The sequence below is a fragment of the Paraburkholderia sp. NPDC080076 genome (assembly GCF_050281145.1).
In the GTDB taxonomy this organism is placed as follows: Bacteria; Pseudomonadota; Gammaproteobacteria; order Burkholderiales; family Burkholderiaceae; genus Paraburkholderia.
The window spans coordinates 472019-492162 of sequence record NZ_JBNNWQ010000004.1 but is presented as its reverse complement, the minus strand read 5'-3'; the positions used below and the strand labels follow the sequence as shown (position 1 = coordinate 492162).

The window sequence follows — 20144 nt, the reverse complement described above, 5'->3', positions numbered from 1 at the left end:
GAAACTTGCCGTAGCCCGAATATGAACGCTCCCACTCCCACTGGTTTTCGCTGCGGCATGGTCGCGATCGTCGGCCGCCCCAACGTCGGCAAGTCCACGCTGATGAACGCGCTGGTCGGCCAGAAAGTCAGTATCACGTCGCGCAAGGCGCAGACCACGCGCCATCGCATCACGGGCATTCATACGCTCGAAGACGCGCAATACATTTTCGTCGATACGCCGGGTTTCCAGACCAAGCACAGCGGCGCACTGAATCGTTCGCTCAATCGCGCGGTCACGTCCACGCTGACTTCGGTCGATGCGATCCTGTTCGTGATCGAAGCCGGCCGTTTCGGCCCGGACGACCAGAAGGTGCTCGACCTGATCCCGCCTTCGGTGCCCACGCTGCTGATCGCGAACAAGCTGGACCGCGTGTCGGATAAGGATTCGCTGTTCCCGTTCATGCAGCAGGTCAGCGCGCTGCACAAGTTCGCCGAGATCGTGCCGCTGTCGGCGAAGAATTCCGACGACATCAAACGTCTGATGGCGACCGTCAAGCCGTTCCTGCCGGAAGGCGCGCCGATCTACGGCGAAGACGACCTGACCGATCGCAGCGAGCGCTTCCTCGCGGCGGAAATCCTGCGCGAGAAAGTGTTCCGCTGGACCGGCGACGAACTGCCCTACACGAGCACCGTGCTGATCGACAAGTTCGAAACCGAAGGGCGCCTGCGCCGCATTTTCGCGACCATCATGGTCGACCGCGACACGCACAAGGCGATGATCATCGGCCAGAAGGGCGCCAAGCTGAAGCAGATCAGCACCGAAGCGCGCCTCGACATGGAAAAGCTGTTCGACGGTCCGGTGTATCTGGAAACCTTCATCAAGGTGAAGAGCGGCTGGGCCGACAACGAAGCCGGGCTCCGTGCGTATGGGTACGAATGACGCGTGGATGACGCTGAATTCCGACGCTGACCCGGACGATTCGGAGCCGGCAGCGCCGGCACGCGAGCCGTCCAAACCCGCTCGTAGCACCCGAAAGTCCTCGACTAAAAGCGCCCAGGGCGCCGAAGGCGAACCACGTAAAGCGCCGCCTCGCCGCGCTCCACGCACCTCCGCGTCCGACTACCGGATCGCGGAGCAACCCGCCTTCGTTCTCCATAGCTATCCGTATCGCGAGACCAGTCTGATCATCGACGTGCTCTCGCGCGATCATGGCCGCCTCGCGCTCGTCGCGAAGGGCGCGAAGCGTCCGCACTCCGCGCTGCGCGGCGTGTTGCAGACGTTTCAGCCGCTCGCGCTGTCGTGGTCGGGCAAATCCGAAGTGCGCACGCTGACCGGCGCCGAATGGGTCGGCGGCATGTTGCCGCTGGCCGGCGACGCGCTGCTGTGCGGCTTCTACGTCAACGAACTGCTGGTCAAGTTCTGCGCGCGCGAAGATCCGCATCCGCAACTGTTCCATCACTACGTCGTCACGATGACGCGTCTCGCGCACGACGAGCCGCCCGTGCAGGTGCTGCGTTCGTTCGAGCGCGTGCTGCTGCGCGAAACCGGCTACGCGATGGCGCTGGATCGCACCGTCGCGCGCAAAGCGGTGCTGGCCGAAGGCCGCTACGTGTTCGACCCGGAGCGCGGCGTGCGTGAAGCCTCCGACGATCTGCCCGCGCAATGGCCGGTAATCGCGGGGCAAACCTTGCTCGACATGGAACAGGACGATTACCATCGAGCGCAGACCGTTGCGCAAAGCAAAACGCTAATGCGCTTTCTGCTCAACACTTACCTTGGCGGCACGCCGCTCGCGACGCGCCAGATCCTGATCGACTTGCAGAACTTATGAGCTTCTTTCTTACGTCGCCGAATGTGATTGACCTGGGCGTGAACATCGATCACGTCGCTACGCTGCGCAACGCGCGCGGCACGTCCTACCCCGATCCGATCCGCGCCGCGCTGATGGCCGAAGAGGCCGGTGCCGATGTCATTACGCTGCATCTGCGTGAAGACCGCCGCCATATCGTCGACGCCGACGTGCACAAGCTGCGCCCGCTCCTGAAGACGCGCATGAATCTCGAATGCGCGGTCACGCAGGAGATGCTCGACATCGCATGTGAAGTCCAGCCGCACGACGTCTGCCTCGTGCCGGAAAAGCGTCAGGAGCTGACGACGGAAGGCGGCCTCGATGTCGCCGGCCAGTTCGAAGCGGTGCGTGCCGCATGCAAGCAGCTCGCCGACGCGAACTCGCGCGTGTCGCTCTTCATCGATCCGGACGAAACGCAGATTCGTGCCGCGCACGAAGCGGGCGCGCCGGTGATCGAACTGCACACCGGACGTTACGCCGAAGCCCACGATCCCGCCGAACAGGAGCGCGAATTCGAGCGCGTGGTTCGTGCCGTCGAATTCGGCGCGACACTCGGCATCAAGGTCAATGCGGGCCACGGCCTGCACTACACGAACGTGCAGCAGATCGCGGCGATCGAGGGCATCGACGAACTGAATATCGGCCACGCGATCGTCGCGCATGCGATCTTCGCTGGTTGGGACAACGCGGTGCGCGAGATGAAGGCGATCATGGTCGCCGCGCGTCTCGGCGCGCGCGCCTGATGCGACTTGAGACGGCAACCCGCGCATGACGATCTACGGCATTGGTACGGACATTGTTCAGGTGAGTCGCGTGGCCGCGGTCATGACGCGCACCAACGGCCGCTTCGCCGAGAAGGTGCTCGGTCCGGACGAACTGCGCGTCTATCATGCGCGGCACGCGCGCTCAGCGGCGCGCGGGCTCGCGTTTCTCGCCACGCGGTTCTCGGCGAAAGAAGCATTCTCGAAAGCGATCGGCCTCGGCATGCACTGGCCGATGACCTGGCGCGCGCTGCAGACGCTCAACAAGCCGAGCGGCGAGCCCATGGTGGTCGCGTCCGGTGAATTGGCCGAATGGCTCGACGCGCGCGGCATCACGGCGCGCGTCACGATCAGCGACGAGCGCGATTACGCGGTGTCGTTCGTGATTGCGGAAACGACGCAAGCGGGTACGCCCGACGACGTCGCCGAATAAAAAATACTTTTGAACGCGGCGCAGGCCGGCCGCGTCTCTCCTTGCCTCAGGCTTTTTTCCAGCGGAAATCGATGAAAACCATTCCCGGACCGGTGATGCTCGACGTGGTCGGCAAAACGCTGAACGACGACGACAAGCGCCGCCTTGCCCATCCGATGACCGGCGGCGTGATCCTGTTCGCGCGCCATTACGAGAGCCGCACGCAACTGATCGCGCTGACCGACTCGATCCGCGCGATCCGTGAGAATCTGCTGATCGCCGTCGACCACGAAGGCGGGCGTGTGCAGCGCTTTCGCACGGACGGCTTCACCGTGCTGCCTGCGATGGGCAAGCTCGGCACGTTGTGGGACAGCGATGTGCTGCACGCCACCAAAGTGACAACGGCCGTCGGCTATATCCTCGCGACGGAGTTGCGCGCGTGCGGCATCGATATGAGTTTCACGCCGGTGCTCGATCTGAACTATGGTCAATCGCAGGTGATCGGCGACCGCTCGTTCCACCGCGATCCGCGTGTGGTGACCTTGCTCGCCAAGAGCCTCAACCACGGACTCGCGCTGGCCGGCATGAGCAATTGCGGCAAGCATTTCCCGGGGCACGGCTTCGCACAGGCGGATTCGCATGTCGCCATGCCGGTCGACGACCGCTCGCTCGAGGAGATTCTGCGCGACGACGTGGCGCCGTACGACTGGCTCGGCTTGTCGTTGGGATCGGTGATTCCCGCGCATGTGATCTATCCGCAGGTCGATTCGAAGCCGGCGGGTTTCTCGCGCGTCTGGCTGCAGGACATTCTGCGCAACAAGCTGCGCTTCGAAGGCGCGATTTTCAGCGACGATCTGTCGATGGAAGCCGCGCGCCAAGGCGGCACGCTGACCGAAGGCGCGAGCGCCGCGCTGCAAGCCGGCTGCGACATGGTGCTGATCTGCAATCAGCCGGACGAAGCGGAGAAGGTACTGGATACGCTGCGCTTTACGCCGTCGAAGGAATCGCAACGGCGCTTGCAACGCATGCGGCCGCGCGGCAAGGCGTTGAAGTGGAGCAAGCTGGCCGCTGATCCGCAGTACCTGCAAGCGCAGGCGCTGTTGCGTAGCGCGTTTGCATAAGCCGCGCGAACAGTCGGCAAGCAAGTAAGAAAAACGGCGCCTTCATTGAAGGCGCCGTTTTTTTTCAGCCAGGGCCGACGGCGAGCGATCGCAGAGGCACTCCACTCAATTCAAGCGCATGCGTTGCAGCTTGTTGTACAGCGTCTTCGGACTGATGCCCAGCAGCGACGCCGCCCGGTGACGCGTACCGCCGACTGCGTCGAGCGTAGCGCGAATCAGCATTTCCTCGACGTCCGCGAGCGGCGTGCCCACGGTAACTTGCACGCGGCTGCCATTCAGATCGCGGCCGTTCGCCGAGCCCGCCTCATCGGCGCGCAGCGATTCCAGCACGTCGCCGGACGCGTGATATGCGCGCCGCACGCGGTCCTGCAACTCGCGCACATTGCCCGGCCATTCATACGCGAGACACTCGCGCAGGAAGTTCGGCGCAACCTGCTTGGCGGTCTCCGCCGAGCCGCGCGTCAACCCTTCGTGATTCAATTCGTCGACCAACGCCTGGGCGATCAGCGCCGGATCTTCGCCGCGCTCGCGCAGCGGCGGCAGCGTGACGGCGGCCGCTTCGAGGCGCAGCGCCAGATCTTCGTGCAGGCTGCCGTCGGCCACCGCCGCACGCGGCGCTTTGCGTGTCGAGGCGATCAGCCGGAAGTCCGTCACCACCTGATTCGTGCCGCCGACCCGCATGAAGGTCTGCGAATCGAGCGCACGCAGCAGCGCTTCCTGCTGGGCGCGCGGCAACTCGGCGATTTCGTCGATGAACAGCGTACCGCCGCTCGCCTGCTCGAACAGGCCCGGTTCGCGCTGCTCGGCGCCGTTGAACGCGCCGCGTTCGTGACCGAACAGCAGGCTGTCGAGCGAGCGTTGTCCGGCCGCGCTATTCGCGCTGCGGCAGTCGAATGTGATGAACGGACCTTTACGGCGCCGGCTCATGTCATGCATCGTGCGCGCCGCGATCTGCTTGCCGGTGCCGGTTTCGCCGGAAATCAGCACGGCGGCTTCAGTCGGCGCGATATGTTCGATCGTGTCGTAGACGTGCTGGATGGCACCGCTGCGGCCGAGCATCGAGCCGAAACGGCCGAGTTGACGCAGCGACGCGCGCAGCGTCTGCACTTCTTCGGTCAGTTCGTACGGCCGCGGGATACGCGCGAGCAGGCTGCGCAAACGCGGAATGTTGACCGGCTTGAGCAGGTAGTCCCAGATGCCGTGCCGCAAACCCTCGATCGCGCTTTCCACTGTCGCATTGCCGGTCATGACGATCACGGGCAAGGCGCCGCCGGGCGGATGCGCGGGGAGGTGTTGCAGCAGGTCGAGTCCGCTGCCGTCCGGCAGGTTCAGGTCGACCAGCACGACGTCGGGAATGAAGCGTGTCAACGCGGCCCGGGCCTCCGCGATCGTGGTCGCGGTGTCGACGGAGAAGCCGTCGGCGGCGAGGATGGCGGACAGGCCTGACAGGCTATTAGGATCGTCTTCAACAATCAGGGCGTGTGGCATGGCGAGCGCAATTTTTAGATGGATGGAATACCCGATGCGCTGCGCCGATACGTTGGCGCGCGGCACGGGCGCGATGCTGGCCGGTACTGTCGGTCGAATTCCGAGTCGAATCCAGCGCCGCGCGCGCAACCTTGGCTCGCGCGGCGCAAGAGCGGCCGCGTCTGAGGTAGACAGGTCGTCCGGCGCGCGCACCAAGCACGGCACCGGGCAGAAAAGCGGCGATTCGACTCAAGTCGTTCAGGTCCTTTGCGTTATTAATTTGGGAGTCCGTCCTGACGTTTTGTAAGCACAGACGGACGCCTGTATTTCCTTCACTCGGGCGGTCAGAAATCCCGATTGCTGTCGAAGAAGCGGCGTACTTCGAGTTCCGCTTGTTCGCGCGTCTTGCCGTAACGTTCCTGGATCAGGCCGGCGAGCTTGTCAGCGCGACCTTCGGCCTTGGTCAACTCGTCGTCCGTGAGTTCACCCCATGCCGTCTTGGCTTTGCCAACCATCTGCTTCCACTTGCCTTCAGCGATGTCGTTATTCATGTCGCATCTCCGGAGTTGAAGAAAATAAAGCCGTACTGGCCTGTATCCAGAGAGAAGCATGGACCGTGCCACGATAATTTATTTAAACTTATCAATGATTTGGTGACCGACATACGGGAAATTTGAGGTTGCGGTGTGGCAATTTCGAGAAGATCGCCGGTAAAGTTTTCCTCAACCATACACGGCGGCGCAAAAAAGAAAAAGCGCCCAAATTGGGCGCTTTTTTTGCCATTTTTTTCGCAGCGCCCGCTTTGGGGCGCTGGATTCAGGCGAGCAGGGCGCTTAAGCGCGGCTGCGGTACTCGTGCGTACGCGTGTCGATTTCGATCTTGTCGCCGATGTTGCAGAAGAGCGGCACTTGCAGTTCGAAGCCGGTGTTCAGCTTGGCGTTCTTCAACACCTTGCCCGACGACGTGTCGCCCTTGACAGCCGGTTCCGTGTAGATGATCTCGCGGACCAGCGTGGTCGGCAGTTCGACCGAGATGGCTTTCTCGTTGTAGAACACGACTTCGCAAGCCATACCGTCTTCGAGGTAATGGAGGGCGTCGCCCATCATTTCGCCTTCGACTTCGAACTGGTTGTAGTCAGCGTCCATGAACACGTACATCGGGTCGGCGAAGTACGAGTACGTAACTTCCTTGCGTTCCAGCACGACGACGTCGAACTTGTCGTCGGCCTTGTACACGCTTTCCATGCCTGCGCCGGTCAGCAGGTTCTTGAACTTCATCTTGACGACGGCGGAGTTGCGGCCCGATTTGTTGTATTCGGCCTTTTGCACAACCATTGCGTCTGCGCCGATCATCACGACGTTGCCGGTGCGGAGTTCCTGTGCGGTCTTCATAAAACTGTCCTGTACGAAATTAGTAGCTTCAACTTGTGCTCAACGGCATACGGCGCAAGCGGCTTCGGCGCTTTGCTCACCGCGCGCCGCGCCGCCGAAGCGGCTCGGCGGGTCGCGAGCGAGTCAAGCGTGGCCGGCTTGCCGCGGGGAGCGGCGGGAGCGCCGCAAACCCGCGGTCTCTGCCATTCCCAGCAATCCGTTACCTGCTTTTTACCCGGTGCGGGCGTGTACACGAGTGGCGCCGATTCGCAACATACGTCCCTTTTTTGACATTCCACCTCTCACGCTTTGATATTGGGGAAAGGTGTTGCATCTTGCGATGCCGGGTTGGCGGGCCGCTCAAACGAGTTGACCGGATTCCGCCGTTGCGATCGGGCCGCGCTTGCGTCGTCGGCCGTTGGATAACCGCTTATTTTAACTGAGTTTTTGCGAACAAGGCCAGATTTCCAGCGAGGTCGCCCACTTGAGCCAGTTCGCCGGCCCAATCGGCTGCGCGTTGCTTGAGCGCCGGCAAGTGACGCTGGAATTCCGCCCAGTCCGGCCGGCCCGTGCCGTTCCACGCGTGCCAGAAACGCGCAAGGGCGTCGCGGGCGTCGGCGGGCAGAGTGCGCGCGTAGTGCGCGAGCGCGGCGTCGAGCTTCGGCAGATGGGCGTCGTCGGCTTGCGGGTAGATATGCCAGACGAAGGGTTTCGCGGCCCATTGGGCGCGCACGAACGAATCCTCGCCGCGCACGAAATTGATGTCGCTTGCCCACAGCAGCGCGTCGTAGCCGGGCTGGTCGGTAAAGGCGAGGGCACGTGCGCTGAGGTTGCCGCGCACGGCGTGAGCGCCGGCGGCGAACGCGGGTAGCTCGAAAAAGCGCGCGACCGCGCCTGAAACGCGGCCTTCGGGCACGAGCAGGACGACCGGGTCCGCGCTATCGCGCCATTGTTCGAGCAGGTTGTCGGCGGCGGGGTTCTCGTAGGCGAACAGCGAGACGACGGTGGCCGCGGCGGGCGGCGGCGCGTGGCCGGTGGTCTGTTGCCACCATGCTCGGCGCGCGGTGGGCGATGCTTCAAAAGCCGCGCGCGCGCCGTCGAGATGCCGCTCCTTCAGCACGCCGCCGGTGCCGGGGCCGAGTCCGGGGAAAAAGAATGTCTTGGTCAGCGGATAGCGCGGATGAGGCGAGGGCCGCAGATGAAAATCCGCGACCCAGTCCTCGGCACTCAGATATTCGAGGTTGAACCACACTGGCGTACGTTCGCGCGCCGCCATCGCGGCGACATAGATGGACGGGAGTTCGCAACCAAACGCCTCGATCACGACATCGGCGACTTCGAGCCTATCGCCCGCATGAGCCGGCTCATGCCAGTGTTCGACGACGATGCCGCCGACCGTCTGGCGAGCGTGCTCCAGCGTCAGCGACGGGCACAGCTTCTGGAACGCATGCAGGTCGTCGACGAACACGCGCACCTGCCAGCCGTGCTCGCTCGCAAGCTGGCGCGCGAGGCGCCAGCACACGCCGATGTCGCCGAAATTGTCGATCACCGCGCAGAAGATGTCGCAGGCGATCGCCGTGGGCGTGTCAGCGGCTTGCTCGGAATGGGGCGTAGCGGAAGACATGATGGCCTGGGTCGCGGATTCGAACGGATGGAAGGAGTGGGGGCGATGCGAATGATGCGTCGGTGCCGCGCTGCGTTGCGCGCCGACCCACGGCTGCCGACGCGTCGCCCGATTCAAGGCAACAGCGTTCGGACGCACGCGGAATGTTCTAAACTGGCGATTCTAAAGCACTCGTTCACGATTGCGCGCGCAAGGCGTCCTGCGGTTCGTCCCGGCGCGCGGCACGCAGAGCAAGGCTTCGCGAGACCGTCCCACCTCAACCGATTCTGCATGACCGAACCCGAAGCAACCGACGCTTTCGAGCCGAAAAAAGTGCTCGCCCAACTGCCGCATCTGCCCGGCGTCTATCGCTATTACGATACGCACGGCGCGGTGCTTTACGTGGGCAAGGCGCGCGATCTGAAGAAGCGCGTCTCGAGCTACTTCACCAAGACGCTACTGTCGCCGCGCATCGCGATGATGGTGACGCGCATTGTGCGCATCGAGACGACCGTGACGCGCTCCGAGGCCGAAGCGCTGCTGCTCGAAAACAACCTGATCAAGGCGCTCGCGCCGCGCTACAACATTTTGTTTCGCGACGACAAGTCGTATCCCTACCTCAAGCTGACCGGCCACAAGTTTCCGCGCATGGTGTATTACCGTGGCGCGGTGGATCGCAAGAATCAGTACTTCGGTCCGTTTCCGAGTGCGTGGGCGGTGCGCGAGAGCATCCAGATTCTGCAGCGCGTGTTCCAGTTGCGCACCTGTGAAGACTCCGTGTTCAACAACCGCACGCGGCCTTGTCTGCTGCATCAGATCGGCCGCTGCACGGCGCCGTGCGTCGCGGCGATCACCGAAGAGGATTACGCGCGCGACGTCGCCAACGCATCGCGCTTTCTGCTCGGCCGCCAGGGCGAGGTGATGAAGGAACTCGAGCAGAAGATGCACGCCTTCGCCGGCGAGTTGAAGTTCGAGCAGGCCGCGGCGGTGCGTAACCAGATGAGTTCGCTGTCGACGGTGCTGCACCAGCAGGCGATCGAAGTCGGCAGCGACAGCGACGTCGATATTCTCGCGGTGGTCGCGCTGGGCGGCCGTGTGTGCGTGAATCTGGCGATGGTGCGCGGCGGACGGCATCTGGGCGACAAGGCGTATTTCCCGGCGCATGTCGAAAGCGCGTTGACGGCTGATGAGGGGGGATTGGAAGACGACGGCGCGGCGTTGACCGGTACCGCTATCGAGTCCGGTTCGCTCGCGGAAGACAACGCGGGCGGTGAGGCGGAGTCGGCCGATGCCGCCGATGCGCTCGCGATCGCGCAAGAGATGCCATCGGAAGACGAAGAGGACGACGCGTCCGATGAAGCCGACGACGCACCCGACGACGCACCCGACGACGCACCCGACGACGCACCCGACGAAGACGACGCACTCGGAGAAGCCGATTCCGAACCCACGAAACCGCGCAAAGTCCGCGCAACCGGCGGGATCGAAGCCGAAGTCCTCGAAGCGTTCATCGCCCAGCATTACCTGGGCAATCGCGTGCCGCCGGTGCTGGTGGTCAGCCACGTCCCCGCCAACCGCGAACTCGTCGACGTGCTGATCGAGCAGGCTGGCCACAAGGTCACCGTGCTGCGCCAGCCGCAAGGCCAACGGCGCGCCTGGCTCGCCATGGCCGAGCAGAACGCGCGGCTCGCGCTCGCGCGCCTGCTCTCGGAGCAAGGCTCGCAGCAAGCCCGCACGCGCGCGCTGACCGATACGCTCGGCATGGAGTGCGACGATCTCGCGCATCTGCGCATCGAATGTTTCGACATCAGCCACACGATGGGTGAAGCGACGCAGGCGTCGTGCGTGGTGTATCACCATCACAAGATGCAGTCGTCGGAATACCGCCGCTACAACATCACCGGCATTACACCCGGCGATGATTACGCCGCGATGCGCCAGGTGCTCACGCGCCGCTACGAGAAGATGGTCGAGCAAGCCGCCGCGAATGCCGCTGACGAAGCCGCGGAGTTGCAAAGCGACGCGGCCGCCGATCCGTCGCTCACGCCGGACGCCGCGGAGCCGGTCGCGGCCGGCGGCATCCTGCCGACTATCGTGCTGATCGACGGCGGCAAGGGCCAGGTCGAAATCGCGCGCCAGGTGTTCACGGAACTGGGTCTCGATACCGGCATGCTGGTCGGCGTCGCGAAGGGCGAGGGACGCAAGGTCGGCCTCGAAACCCTGATTTTCGCCGACGGCCGCGCGCCGCTCGAACTCGGCAAGGAAAGCGCCGCACTCATGCTGGTCGCACAGATCCGCGACGAAGCGCACCGCTTCGCCATCACCGGTATGCGCGCGAAGCGCGGCAAGACGCGTCAGACCTCGCGGCTCGAAGAGCTCGAAGGGGTGGGCGCTAAGCGGCGTCAACGGCTCCTTGCGCGCTTTGGCGGACTGCGCGGCGTGGTCGCCGCCAGTGTCGAAGATCTGGCAAGCGTCGAAGGCATTTCGCAGGCGCTCGCGGAGCAGATTTACCGGCAATTGCACTGATCTCGGCGGCTTCGGCCGTCCGCTCAGCCACCTTCGAGGGGCGCTGCCGCGGCGCGCGCGGCAGCGCCCGGCGCGCCGCTTTGCTTGTGGCAGGCCTTGTGACACGGCACAATTGCATCTCCCTTGTCAGACGCTGCGCCTGCCCATGCCGTTTAATTTCCCGATTTTCCTGACTTGGCTGCGGATCGTCCTGATTCCGCTCGTCGTCGGTGTGTTCTATTTGCCCGACATGATGATGAGCCCCGCGCACCGCAATCTGGCGGCCGCGACCATCTTCATTCTGGCGGCGCTGACCGACTGGTTCGACGGCTTTCTGGCGCGCAAGTGGAATCAGACCTCGGCATTCGGCGCGTTCCTCGATCCGGTCGCCGACAAGCTGATGGTGACCGCCGCGTTGCTGGTGCTCGTGCAACTCGCGCGAATCGATTCAGCGATCGCCCTTGTGATCGTCGGGCGCGAGATCGCGATCTCGGCGCTGCGCGAATGGATGGCGCAGATCGGCGCATCGAAGAGCGTCGCGGTGAATTCGCTCGGCAAGTTCAAGACCGTTTGTCAGATGGTGGCGATTCCCATGCTGCTGTTCTACGGGCCGCTGTCGTTCGGCGGCGGCGTGGTGGTCGATACGCGCGTGTGGGGCTTGTGGCTCATCTATCTGGCCGCGTTCCTGACGATCTGGTCGATGCTCTATTACATGAAGCTCGCATGGCCGCAAATTCGCGAACGGGGCGGCGTGGCCTGAGTTTTCGTCGTTGTGGAGGGCGCCCGGCGCGTGTCCGAACTTCGCTGGCGCATGAGTGAAATTTGTTCGGTAAAAGAGATACGCAAAAGGGGTTGACACGTTTCAGTCGTTTCTCCATAATCTCGTTTCTCCGATGCACGCAGTTCGAAACATCGGTGGCAGTAAAGAGTAGTTGCAGTAACAAGGCAGCAGATAGCACGGCAAAAGCAGCACAATGCGGGAGTAGCTCAGTTGGTAGAGCGCAACCTTGCCAAGGTTGAGGTCGCGAGTTCGAGCCTCGTCTCCCGCTCCAAATTTTTGAAGCAACGCGTTGTTTGGCAAGTAACAGTGCAAGGCGTTGTGAAGCAGTTCAATGCGGGAGTAGCTCAGTTGGTAGAGCGCAACCTTGCCAAGGTTGAGGTCGCGAGTTCGAGCCTCGTCTCCCGCTCCATACATAAGGGGAAGCAACGCTTCCCTTTTTGTTTGGTGGCCCGGTCCATCCGGTTGTCCGCTAAACAAAATCTGCGAATCTGTTGCTAGGTTCCAGTCCGCTTGCGGCGCGATAGCAAAGCGGTTATGCAGCGGCCTGCAAAGCCGTTTAGGCCGGTTCGACTCCGGCTCGCGCCTCCAGTAGTTCCAGTAGTTGATGTAAAGAAAAGCCCCGACTTGTCGGGGCTTTTCTTTTTTCGGCGTCGGTTCTTCGGCGGAGTTGATACATATGCTGACGTGGCAGCAGTTCTCTTTGCTCCTGCTAATCGCGCCGGCAGCCGGGTTGATTCTCTGCGTTGCCGTTATCGTGACGGATGTGGCGCACAATTCGTGGTTCGCGCTTCATCACCCGGTCCGGATGGACCTGTATCTCTCGCAGATCGTCTTTCTACTGTTCGTCGCGTTCACGGTCCGTACGGCCGGGCGAGGGGCTGTGAACCGGCGCACTGCGCTGCGCGTGATCGATTGAACAGCGCGCCTGCTTTACGTCATTGCCTGTCCACACCGAGGCTGCATGTACCTACAACTCACCGGCACCCACGTTCGCCTGCTCGGCTCGATGCATCTATTTCCGGCGACAAGCCGAAGAACGCCGCCGTGGATCGCGGAAGCGTATGACTGGGCCGAAGCGCTCGTCTTCGAGTCCGATCCGCCGACGATCCTGCCGTTTCTGAAGGCCGACCGACAAGGCGGCGCGGAGCAACTGCAGCCCTTGCTATCCGCCGACGCATGGCAGCAACTTCACGCCGCGTGGCCCGTTGAAGGGCCGCTGGCGCCGCTCACCGATCTGCGTCCGTGGGCTGCGCTGATCGTCGCGCCGACGCTGTTCCAGCAAGTCGTCGAAGGTGTCGAGCCGCGCATGTTGCGCTCGGCGATCACGCAGGCCAAGCCCTATCGATATCTCGAGAGCGCGCAGGAGGTAGCGGCGGCGCTCGAATCGATTCCGCTCGACGCTGTCGGTGCGGCGCTCGGCCTGCTGATGGCCGACCTCGACGAACCGCAGCGCACGCTCGAGCGCATGCACGCGGCCTGGCTGGAGGGCGATCTGCTTGCCGTGCACCAGATCGCCATCGAGTCGCCGATGTTCAATCTGCCGGGCATCCGGCATGCGATTCTCGACGAGCGCAATCGCGCATGGGCGGCGCGCTTGACTGAGGTCCTCACGCGGCCGGAGCGCACGTTGGTGGTCGTCGGCGCGCTGCATCTGTGCGGCCCCGGCAATCTGATCGACTGTCTCGCGCGGCCCGTCGAGCCGGTCTTTGCCAACCCATAGCAGAGCCGTCGCCGCGCGAGCGTGGCAGCCTGATGCGGCCTGCATCGGTTCGAATGCGGCTCCGGCGCGCACGCGATCCGAGGGAACTCTCGCGCCGGGGTTTTGCCCCAAGGTAAAGCACGTCGCTATACACTACCCGCCTACCACTTCGGCCACGCCGGTCGCCTTAGGGAATACAACATGCATGTGCCACCGACGCCCAGTAACGAAAGCACCCGTCTCGACACCCTGCGTGCGCTGCATATTCTCGATACGTTGCCGGAAGAGCGCTTCGATCGTCTGACCCGGCTCGCCAAGCGACTCTTCAGTGTGCCCATCGCGCTCGTGAGTCTGGTCGATGCGGACCGTCAATGGTTCAAGTCGTGCGTCGGCCTGAAGACGAGCGAGACCTCGCGCGATGTGTCGTTCTGCGCGCACGCGATTCTCGGCGACGAAATCATGATGGTGCCCGACACGCTCGCGGACGAGCGGTTTCACGACAATCCGCTCGTCACGGACAACCCGAATATCCGTTTCTACGCCGGCTGTCCTCTGACGGTGCCCAACGGCAGCAAGCTCGGCACGCTCTGTCTGATCGACACCAAGCCGCGCGGCCTCGACGAAGAAGAGCGCGAACTGCTGCGCGATCTGGCGCGCATGGCCGAGCAGGAGTTGGCGGCGGTGCAGTTGGCCACGCTCGACGATTTGACGCTGCTGTCGAACCGGCGCGGTTTCGAGGCACTCGCGCAACACGCGCTGAACGTTTGCAAGCGGATGCACAAACCGGCATCGCTGCTGTTCTTCGACCTGAACGATTTCAAGCAGATCAACGACACGCTCGGCCACGCCGAAGGCGATCGCGCGCTGAAGACCTTCGCCGATGTCTTGCGCACCGCGTTGCGCGAAAGCGATGTGATCGGGCGGCTCGGCGGCGATGAGTTCGTCGTGCTGCTCACCGATTCGGACAGCGGCGCCACGCAGGAAGTGACGCAGCGTCTCACGCAGTTGCTGGCCGAGCGCAATGCCGAAGCGCAGCGTGGCTATGACATCCGCTATAGCGTCGGGCAGATTCAATACGATTCTGCGCGGCATCAATCGATTGCCGAACTGCTGGCGGCCGCCGACGCCGCGATGTACAGCCACAAACAGGCATCGAAGGCGCGCGCGGTCCATCGCAACTGAGCGCGGCACGGCGGCGAAAAAACCGTCGCGCGCGGCATAATCACGCATCGCGGCTCTCCGTGCGATGCGACTCTTTCTTTAGAACGTTGTCATGACTGAACCGCAGCAAACCGCCGCCACGCGGCTGGCGCAACTTGATTGGCGCTGGAAATCCTTCGACGACCTCACGGGCCTCGAGGTCTATACGATGCTGGGCGCACGCAGCACGGTGTTCGTCATCGAGCAGAACTGCTTGTATGGCGATATCGACGGGCTCGATATGGATGCGTGGCATCTGCTGGTCTATGGCCCCGATGAAAAACGGCCGGCGCTCGCGGGTTATCTGCGCGTGCTGTTGCCCGATGCGGACGACGCCGACATCCGCATCGGCCGTGTGCTCACGACCGCTGAATTCCGTGGCATCGGTCTGGGCAACGCGATGCTTGAACGGTCGCTGACGCACATTCGCGCGCAGTGGCCCGGCACGCCGATTCGTTTGCATGCGCAGGCGCATCTGCAAGGTTTCTATGGTGCGTTCGGCTTCACCCCGGTTTCGGAGATTCACGAAGAAGACGGCATCCCGCATGTGTGGATGCGGTCGGCCTGAAGCGGCTACTGCATACAGAGCCCGGCGCGGGCGCGCCGGGTTGTCAATCGAATCGTAGAGTCAGTGCTGGCCACGCGCCGGCGCCGAAGCCGTGGGCGCCAGGGTCTGCCTGGCTTTCACACGCTGTTCGCCGCGCAGGCGTCCGCGCGCCGACAGTCGCATCCAGTGACGCAAGGCGAGCAGCGCGCCGATCACGCTCATCATCGAACCCGGAATCCACAGCAACAGTCCGCCGATCTGCTGATCGCGCATCGGGCTCAACCACGTGAACGCGCGGCCACAGATCGAGTAGATCGGATACAACTCGCGCGGCGTGAAGAAGATGAAGGCGCCGAGCATGATCTGCGGCGGAATCGCGGCGATCACCACCAGCACGCGCTTGCCCGGCGACAGACGCGCCGGCGGCGCGGGACGCGGATCGAGCACGAGCCACCAGAACAGCAGGCCGTCGATCACCATGCTCCAGTTCATCACGCGATAAAGCCGCCAGTCGAGCATCGCCATGAAATGAATCGGCGACATCAGCCAGAAGTAGATCAGCCCGACGAACAGCGTCACCGCGACGACGGGATGCATCACCACGTCGAGCAGCTTGCGCACTACCGGTGTTTCCAGCGCGGGCCGCACGAAACGCTGCCGCCAGTTGAACGGAATCCCCGCGCGCAACGCCGCGCCCGGATACGACAGCGCGATAAAGAACGGCCCGAGGTGATGCAGCACCAGATGCTGCGCGCGATGCATGAAGAACTCATGCTCGAAGAAATAGTCGAGCCGCGTATGCAACGCGACATACAACGCCACCAGCCCGAACCAGAAGGAGATGCGCCGCGCGACCGTCACCTTCGCTTTACGCGCGCCGCGCACGAACAGGATCGCGGGCACCAGCAGCGCGATCACGACGGTTGGCGAAAACTCCCAGGGATCGAGCCAGTAGAGCAGATTCATCGCGGCACGTTACCTGGTTACTTGGTTTGCGCCGGCGACTTGACGGCGAACGGCGTGTCGAGCGTTTCGCCGTCGGAGAACTTGAGCGTGAGATGCACGGTGTCACCCGGCGCGACCTTGTGCTTCGCGTCTTCGAGCATCACGTGATAGCCGCCGGGCGCGATGGCGACCTGGCCATGCGCGGGCACCGTCAGCTTGTCGACCATCACCATCTTCTGCGACGAACCGTTCGACACGGTCTGATGCAGCATCGCGTCGCCGTAGTCGTTGCTGGAGATATCGACGAGGTCGACCGGTTTGTCGCTCGCATTGACGAGCGTCACATAGCCGGCGGCGGGCAGGTTGTTGGGCAGCCAGCGGACCCACGCGTCCTTCGCGCTGATCGCGTTGGCGCCCGCCGCTTGCGCGGTCGATGCGGCACCGAACGAAAGGGCGAGGGCGCAACTCAGTGCAGCGAACGTTTTGATCTTGATCGACATGGTTGAACTCGGGAAAGGTCAGGAACGGTCATCGATGATGCGGCGCAGGTCTTGTGCGATCGCATCGGGCGTGTCGTGATCGGTGGCGAGCAGGCGCGCGTGGCCCTCGCTGTCGAACACGTAGACGGCGGAACTATGGGTGACTTCATAGTTGCCGGAAGGGTCGCGCTTTTCCATCTGATAGGCGACGCGGTAACGCTTGGCGAGCGACTCGATCTGCCAGTCGGTGCCGGTCAGCCCCTCGGCATGTTTCGAGTCGAAGGCGCCGACGTAGTCGTGCAAGGCCTGCGCCGTATCGCGCGCGGGATCGACGGTGATGAACAGGATCCGCACCTTCTGCGCGTCGGGGCCGAGCTTGCCGAGCACTTGCATCAGCCGGCCCATCGTTTCAGGACAGACGTCCGGGCAATGCGTGTAGCCGAAATAAACGAGCGAGGCGCGGCCCTTGAACGAATCGCCGTTGACGGGGCGGCCATCGTCGCCGGTCAGCTTGAAATCGAGGTCAGGCAAGTGACCGGTCACATTGGTCAATTGCCACGTTTCCGTGCGATGCGTGCAGCCGGCGAGCGCCGTCAGCGTGCCCAGCACGACCGTCGCCGCAAACAGGCGCGCGGACCACGGCCTGCGTGAAATTGCGGGGTGCGGTTGCGGGTGCCGGGATGAGAAGATCGGGAACAAAGCAGGGTTCAGTGACTCGATTGAATTGCGGCGCCGCTCGATGCGCGTGTGGCGCGTGCGCGGTCATAGTGTGCAAATATGGTCGTAACGGCAATGATCCGCGTGGCAGCGACTTTAGCGCAAATTGGCCGATGGCGTCGCGCAGCGCCCACGGGCGCGCGGTTTGCGAGGCAATTTGACGCAGGTGGCTGAAAGCTGGGTGAAGCCCGATTGTTCCCGTTTTGAACGCAATCGCCGGCGAGGCTCGCGTGTGGCGCCCGGCTGGGCTTGTGCCCAGCCTTACTTTCTCGAAAAATTGGTGGATGCGCGGTAAGATGCGCACACTTTTCCGGCCGCAGAAGGCTGAAAGGCAAAACTAACCGATGCAAGCACTTCCGGCTGTTCTGTCTCCGAGCGAGACGGCATTTTTCTTCGACTTCGACGGCACGCTCGTCGAACTCGCCCCCACGCCGGACGGCGTGCTGGTGCAACCTCGCGTGAACGACTTGCTGAGCGAGTTGCGCAGTTTGACGAACGGCGCGGTCGCGGTCGTGTCGGGCCGCGGTATCGACAGCATCGACAGTTTTCTGAACATGCCCGATCTGCCGATTGCCGGTCTGCACGGCGCCGAGCGGCGCGATGCGAACGGCGACACGCAGCGCGTTGGCTTCCATGACGAGCGGCTGCTGCGCATGGAGCAGGTGCTCGCGCAGGTGGTCAACGAAAACCCCGGCATGCTGCTCGAGATCAAGGGCGCGGCCGTGGCGCTGCACTACCGGAATGCGCCGGATCGCGAGCCGCTGGCGCGCGAGGCGACCGAGCGGCTGGTGGCCGATTACGCCGGCTCCTACGTGCTGCAGCCGGGCAAGATGGTCTACGAAATCAAACCTAAAGATGTCGACAAGGGCCGCGCGCTGCGCGCGTTCCTCGACGAGCCGCCGTTCGTCGGCCGCAAGCCGGTCTTTGCCGGCGACGATCTGACCGACGAGAAGGGCTTCGCCGTCGTCAACGAACGTGGCGGCGTGTCGATCAAGGTCGGTCCGGGCGAGACGATGGCGCATACGCGCATAGGCTCGGTGTCGGGCCTGCTCGACTGGCTGGCATCGATCGTCGCGGCGGCGCGCACAGCATGATGACCACGCCGCGTCGCTCGCAGCAAACAACGCACCGTATCGGGAATCGCGCTTCATGAGTCGACTGATCATCGTATCGAACCGGGTTGCGCCAATCTCGGAGGGCGGCCCGGCGGCGGGTGGTCTGGCGGTCGGCGTGTACGACGCGCTGAAGGAAACGGGCGGCATGTGGTTCGGCTGGAGCGGCGACGTTCTCACCTCAGGCCAGCCGCAGATCAAGGTCGAGGAGCGCGGCCCGGTGACCTTCGCGACCATCGCGCTGATGCGCCGCGACTACGATCAGTACTATCGTGGCTTCTCGAACGCCACGCTGTGGCCCGCGTTCCACTATCGCGCCGACCTGCTGCAATACGACCGGCATGACTTCGAGGGCTACTGCCGCGTGAATGCGTGGCTTGCGCAACAGCTCGTGCCGCTGCTGCGCGAAAACGACGTGATCTGGGTCCACGACTACCATCTGATTCCGTTCGCGCAAGCGCTGCGCGCGGCGGGCGTGAAGAATCGCATCGGGTTTTTCCTGCACATCCCGTTTCCGGCTTCGCAGGTGCTGCTGGCGGTGCCGCCGCATCGCGAACTCGTCGAGGCGCTGTGTTCGTTCGATCTGCTCGGCTTCCAGACCGCGCCGGATCTGCGCGCGTTCTGCGACTACATCGTCAATGAGGCGAACGGCACGGTCGACACATCGGCGCAAGGCCCGCTGACGATCCACGCGTTCGGCCACACGCTGCGCGCGGCGGCGTATCCGATCGGCGTCTATCCGGACGAGATCGCCGAACTCGCGAAGGCGGGTGAGCGCGGCAAACCGGTGCGCACGATGAAGGCGACGCTGCATTCGCGCAAGCTGATCATGAGCGTGGACCGGCTCGATTATTCGAAGGGACTGGTCGAGCGTTTTCGCGCCTTCGAGCGGCTGCTCGAACACGCGGCCGCGCAACGCAACAAGGTGTCCTTCCTGCAGATCGCGCCGCCGACGCGCGCCGACATGCACGCCTACCAGGATATCCGCTTGCAGCTCGAAGGCGAGTCGGGGCGCATCAACGGACGCTTCGCCGAACTGGACTGGACGCCGATTCTCTACATCCACAAGCAGTACGAGCGCTCGGTGCTGGCCGCGCTGTTCCGCACCGCGCACGTCGGCTATGTCACGCCGTTGCGTGACGGCATGAACCTCGTCGCCAAGGAGTATGTGTCGGCGCAGGATCCGGAGAATCCCGGCGTACTCGTGCTGTCGCGCTTTGCCGGCGCCGCGCAGGAACTGGATGGAGCGCTGATCGTCAATCCGGTCGATATCGACGGCATGGCCGAGGCGCTCGCGCGGGCGCTCGCCATGCCGCTTGCGGAGCGTCAGGCGCGTCATCGCGACATGATGGTGCAGTTGCGCGAGAACAATGTGTCGGTGTGGCGCGATAACTTCATGCGCGATTTGCAGGGCGTCGCTGGTGCAAAGAGCACCCGAAGCGGGAAGGCGCGCGCCGTGTCGGGGAGAAAGGCGGCGCGCGAAACTCAGGCCGGGTAGGTTGCGTTCGAGGCTGCTTGCAGCGCGTGTAAAAGAAAAAGCCGCTCAAGAGCGGCTTTTTCTTTTGGCGGTGACGGCTCGCGGCTCGAAGCCTGC

The 20144-nt window shown here is 63.5% G+C and carries 20 protein-coding genes and 3 tRNA genes; 16 read left to right on the top strand and 7 right to left on the bottom strand.

Annotated elements, in window-relative coordinates:
• Positions 1–21 precede the first annotated feature (21 nt).
• The 5 genes from era to nagZ all read left to right on the top strand — a co-directional run bounded on the left by era (position 22) and on the right by nagZ (position 4125).
• A complete protein-coding gene (gene era, locus ACQKRQ_RS19235) occupies positions 22–921 on the top strand; it encodes a GTPase Era (protein ID WP_427478778.1) in 900 nt (299 codons plus the stop codon).
• Entirely contained in the window at positions 908–1813 is a 906-nt protein-coding gene (gene recO / locus ACQKRQ_RS19230) for a DNA repair protein RecO (RefSeq protein ID WP_132373583.1), read from the top strand. The genes era and recO overlap by 14 nt, the downstream gene beginning before the upstream one ends.
• On the top strand, positions 1810–2574 hold the full coding sequence (gene pdxJ / locus ACQKRQ_RS19225; RefSeq protein ID WP_408181702.1) for a pyridoxine 5'-phosphate synthase: 765 nt from the start codon (positions 1810–1812) through the stop codon (positions 2572–2574). Before recO ends, pdxJ begins: the two co-directional genes overlap by 4 nt.
• Positions 2575–2599: 25 nt before the next feature.
• The gene (gene acpS, locus ACQKRQ_RS19220) at positions 2600–3025 is read left to right on the top strand and encodes a holo-ACP synthase (protein ID WP_132373585.1); all 426 of its coding nucleotides are present in this window, start codon (positions 2600–2602) and stop codon (positions 3023–3025) included.
• Positions 3026–3096: 71 nt separating this feature from the next.
• Positions 3097–4125 (top strand): beta-N-acetylhexosaminidase, encoded by a 1029-nt coding sequence (gene nagZ, locus ACQKRQ_RS19215; protein WP_427478775.1) that lies wholly within the window; start codon positions 3097–3099, stop codon positions 4123–4125.
• A 105-nt stretch (positions 4126–4230) separates the two neighbouring features.
• Here nagZ and ACQKRQ_RS19210 read toward each other — a convergent pair whose 3' ends face one another.
• The 4 genes from ACQKRQ_RS19210 to earP all read right to left on the bottom strand — a co-directional run bounded on the left by ACQKRQ_RS19210 (position 4231) and on the right by earP (position 8586).
• Positions 4231–5613 (bottom strand): sigma-54-dependent transcriptional regulator, encoded by a 1383-nt coding sequence (locus ACQKRQ_RS19210; protein WP_132373587.1) that lies wholly within the window; start codon positions 5611–5613, stop codon positions 4231–4233.
• A gap of 323 nt (positions 5614–5936) precedes the next feature.
• On the bottom strand, positions 5937–6143 hold the full coding sequence (locus ACQKRQ_RS19205; protein WP_062127806.1) for a CsbD family protein: 207 nt from the start codon (positions 6141–6143) through the stop codon (positions 5937–5939).
• 282 nt (positions 6144–6425) lie between these two features.
• The gene (gene efp / locus ACQKRQ_RS19200; RefSeq protein WP_012433870.1) at positions 6426–6983 is read right to left on the bottom strand and encodes an elongation factor P; all 558 of its coding nucleotides are present in this window, start codon (positions 6981–6983) and stop codon (positions 6426–6428) included.
• A gap of 409 nt (positions 6984–7392) precedes the next feature.
• Complete coding sequence (gene earP, locus ACQKRQ_RS19195; RefSeq protein ID WP_427478774.1) at positions 7393–8586, bottom strand: elongation factor P maturation arginine rhamnosyltransferase EarP; 1194 nt, start codon at positions 8584–8586, stop codon at positions 7393–7395.
• A gap of 270 nt (positions 8587–8856) precedes the next feature.
• On the opposite strand from earP, the gene uvrC reads away from it, so the two are divergent.
• The 9 genes from uvrC (at position 8857) to ACQKRQ_RS19150 (ending at position 15318) form a co-directional block, all read left to right on the top strand.
• Positions 8857–11091 (top strand): excinuclease ABC subunit UvrC, encoded by a 2235-nt coding sequence (uvrC, locus tag ACQKRQ_RS19190; RefSeq protein ID WP_427478772.1) that lies wholly within the window; start codon positions 8857–8859, stop codon positions 11089–11091.
• A gap of 145 nt (positions 11092–11236) precedes the next feature.
• A complete protein-coding gene (gene pgsA / locus ACQKRQ_RS19185) occupies positions 11237–11830 on the top strand; it encodes a CDP-diacylglycerol--glycerol-3-phosphate 3-phosphatidyltransferase (protein WP_132373590.1) in 594 nt (197 codons plus the stop codon).
• 216 nt (positions 11831–12046) lie between these two features.
• Positions 12047–12122: transfer RNA gene (locus tag ACQKRQ_RS19180), tRNA-Gly, on the top strand.
• Positions 12123–12184: 62 nt separating this feature from the next.
• Positions 12185–12260 (top strand) — tRNA-Gly (locus tag ACQKRQ_RS19175).
• Positions 12261–12365: 105 nt separating this feature from the next.
• A tRNA-Cys gene (locus ACQKRQ_RS19170) sits at positions 12366–12439 on the top strand.
• A gap of 88 nt (positions 12440–12527) precedes the next feature.
• Positions 12528–12767 (top strand): hypothetical protein, encoded by a 240-nt coding sequence (locus ACQKRQ_RS19165; RefSeq protein ID WP_427478770.1) that lies wholly within the window; start codon positions 12528–12530, stop codon positions 12765–12767.
• A gap of 45 nt (positions 12768–12812) precedes the next feature.
• Positions 12813–13571 (top strand): TraB/GumN family protein, encoded by a 759-nt coding sequence (locus ACQKRQ_RS19160; RefSeq protein WP_427478768.1) that lies wholly within the window; start codon positions 12813–12815, stop codon positions 13569–13571.
• A gap of 180 nt (positions 13572–13751) precedes the next feature.
• Positions 13752–14732 carry a sensor domain-containing diguanylate cyclase gene (locus ACQKRQ_RS19155; RefSeq protein WP_427478766.1) on the top strand — a complete coding sequence of 327 codons (981 nt, stop codon included), beginning with the start codon at positions 13752–13754 and terminating at the stop codon, positions 14730–14732.
• Between the two features lie 91 nt (positions 14733–14823).
• On the top strand, positions 14824–15318 hold the full coding sequence (locus tag ACQKRQ_RS19150) for a GNAT family N-acetyltransferase (RefSeq protein WP_427478764.1): 495 nt from the start codon (positions 14824–14826) through the stop codon (positions 15316–15318).
• A gap of 60 nt (positions 15319–15378) precedes the next feature.
• Here the strand turns inward: ACQKRQ_RS19150 and ACQKRQ_RS19145 are convergent, their stop codons facing one another.
• The 3 genes from ACQKRQ_RS19145 to ACQKRQ_RS19135 are packed head-to-tail and all read right to left on the bottom strand — an operon-like array spanning position 15379 to position 17420.
• Positions 15379–16263 carry a cytochrome c oxidase assembly protein gene (locus tag ACQKRQ_RS19145; protein WP_427478762.1) on the bottom strand — a complete coding sequence of 295 codons (885 nt, stop codon included), beginning with the start codon at positions 16261–16263 and terminating at the stop codon, positions 15379–15381.
• A gap of 17 nt (positions 16264–16280) precedes the next feature.
• On the bottom strand, positions 16281–16742 hold the full coding sequence (locus ACQKRQ_RS19140; protein WP_408181718.1) for a copper chaperone PCu(A)C: 462 nt from the start codon (positions 16740–16742) through the stop codon (positions 16281–16283).
• A gap of 18 nt (positions 16743–16760) precedes the next feature.
• Positions 16761–17420, bottom strand: coding sequence for an SCO family protein (locus tag ACQKRQ_RS19135; protein WP_427478760.1), 660 nt, complete (start codon positions 17418–17420; stop codon positions 16761–16763).
• A gap of 362 nt (positions 17421–17782) precedes the next feature.
• Here ACQKRQ_RS19135 and otsB point away from each other — a divergent pair, with 362 nt between their 5' ends.
• Together otsB and otsA are read left to right on the top strand one after the other, a co-directional pair.
• Positions 17783–18532, top strand: a complete 750-nt coding sequence (gene otsB, locus ACQKRQ_RS19130) for a trehalose-phosphatase (protein ID WP_427478759.1) — start codon at positions 17783–17785, stop codon at positions 18530–18532.
• 55 nt (positions 18533–18587) lie between these two features.
• Positions 18588–20048, top strand: coding sequence for an alpha,alpha-trehalose-phosphate synthase (UDP-forming) (gene otsA, locus ACQKRQ_RS19125; RefSeq protein WP_427478758.1), 1461 nt, complete (start codon positions 18588–18590; stop codon positions 20046–20048).
• The last annotated feature ends 96 nt before the right edge of the window (positions 20049–20144 follow it).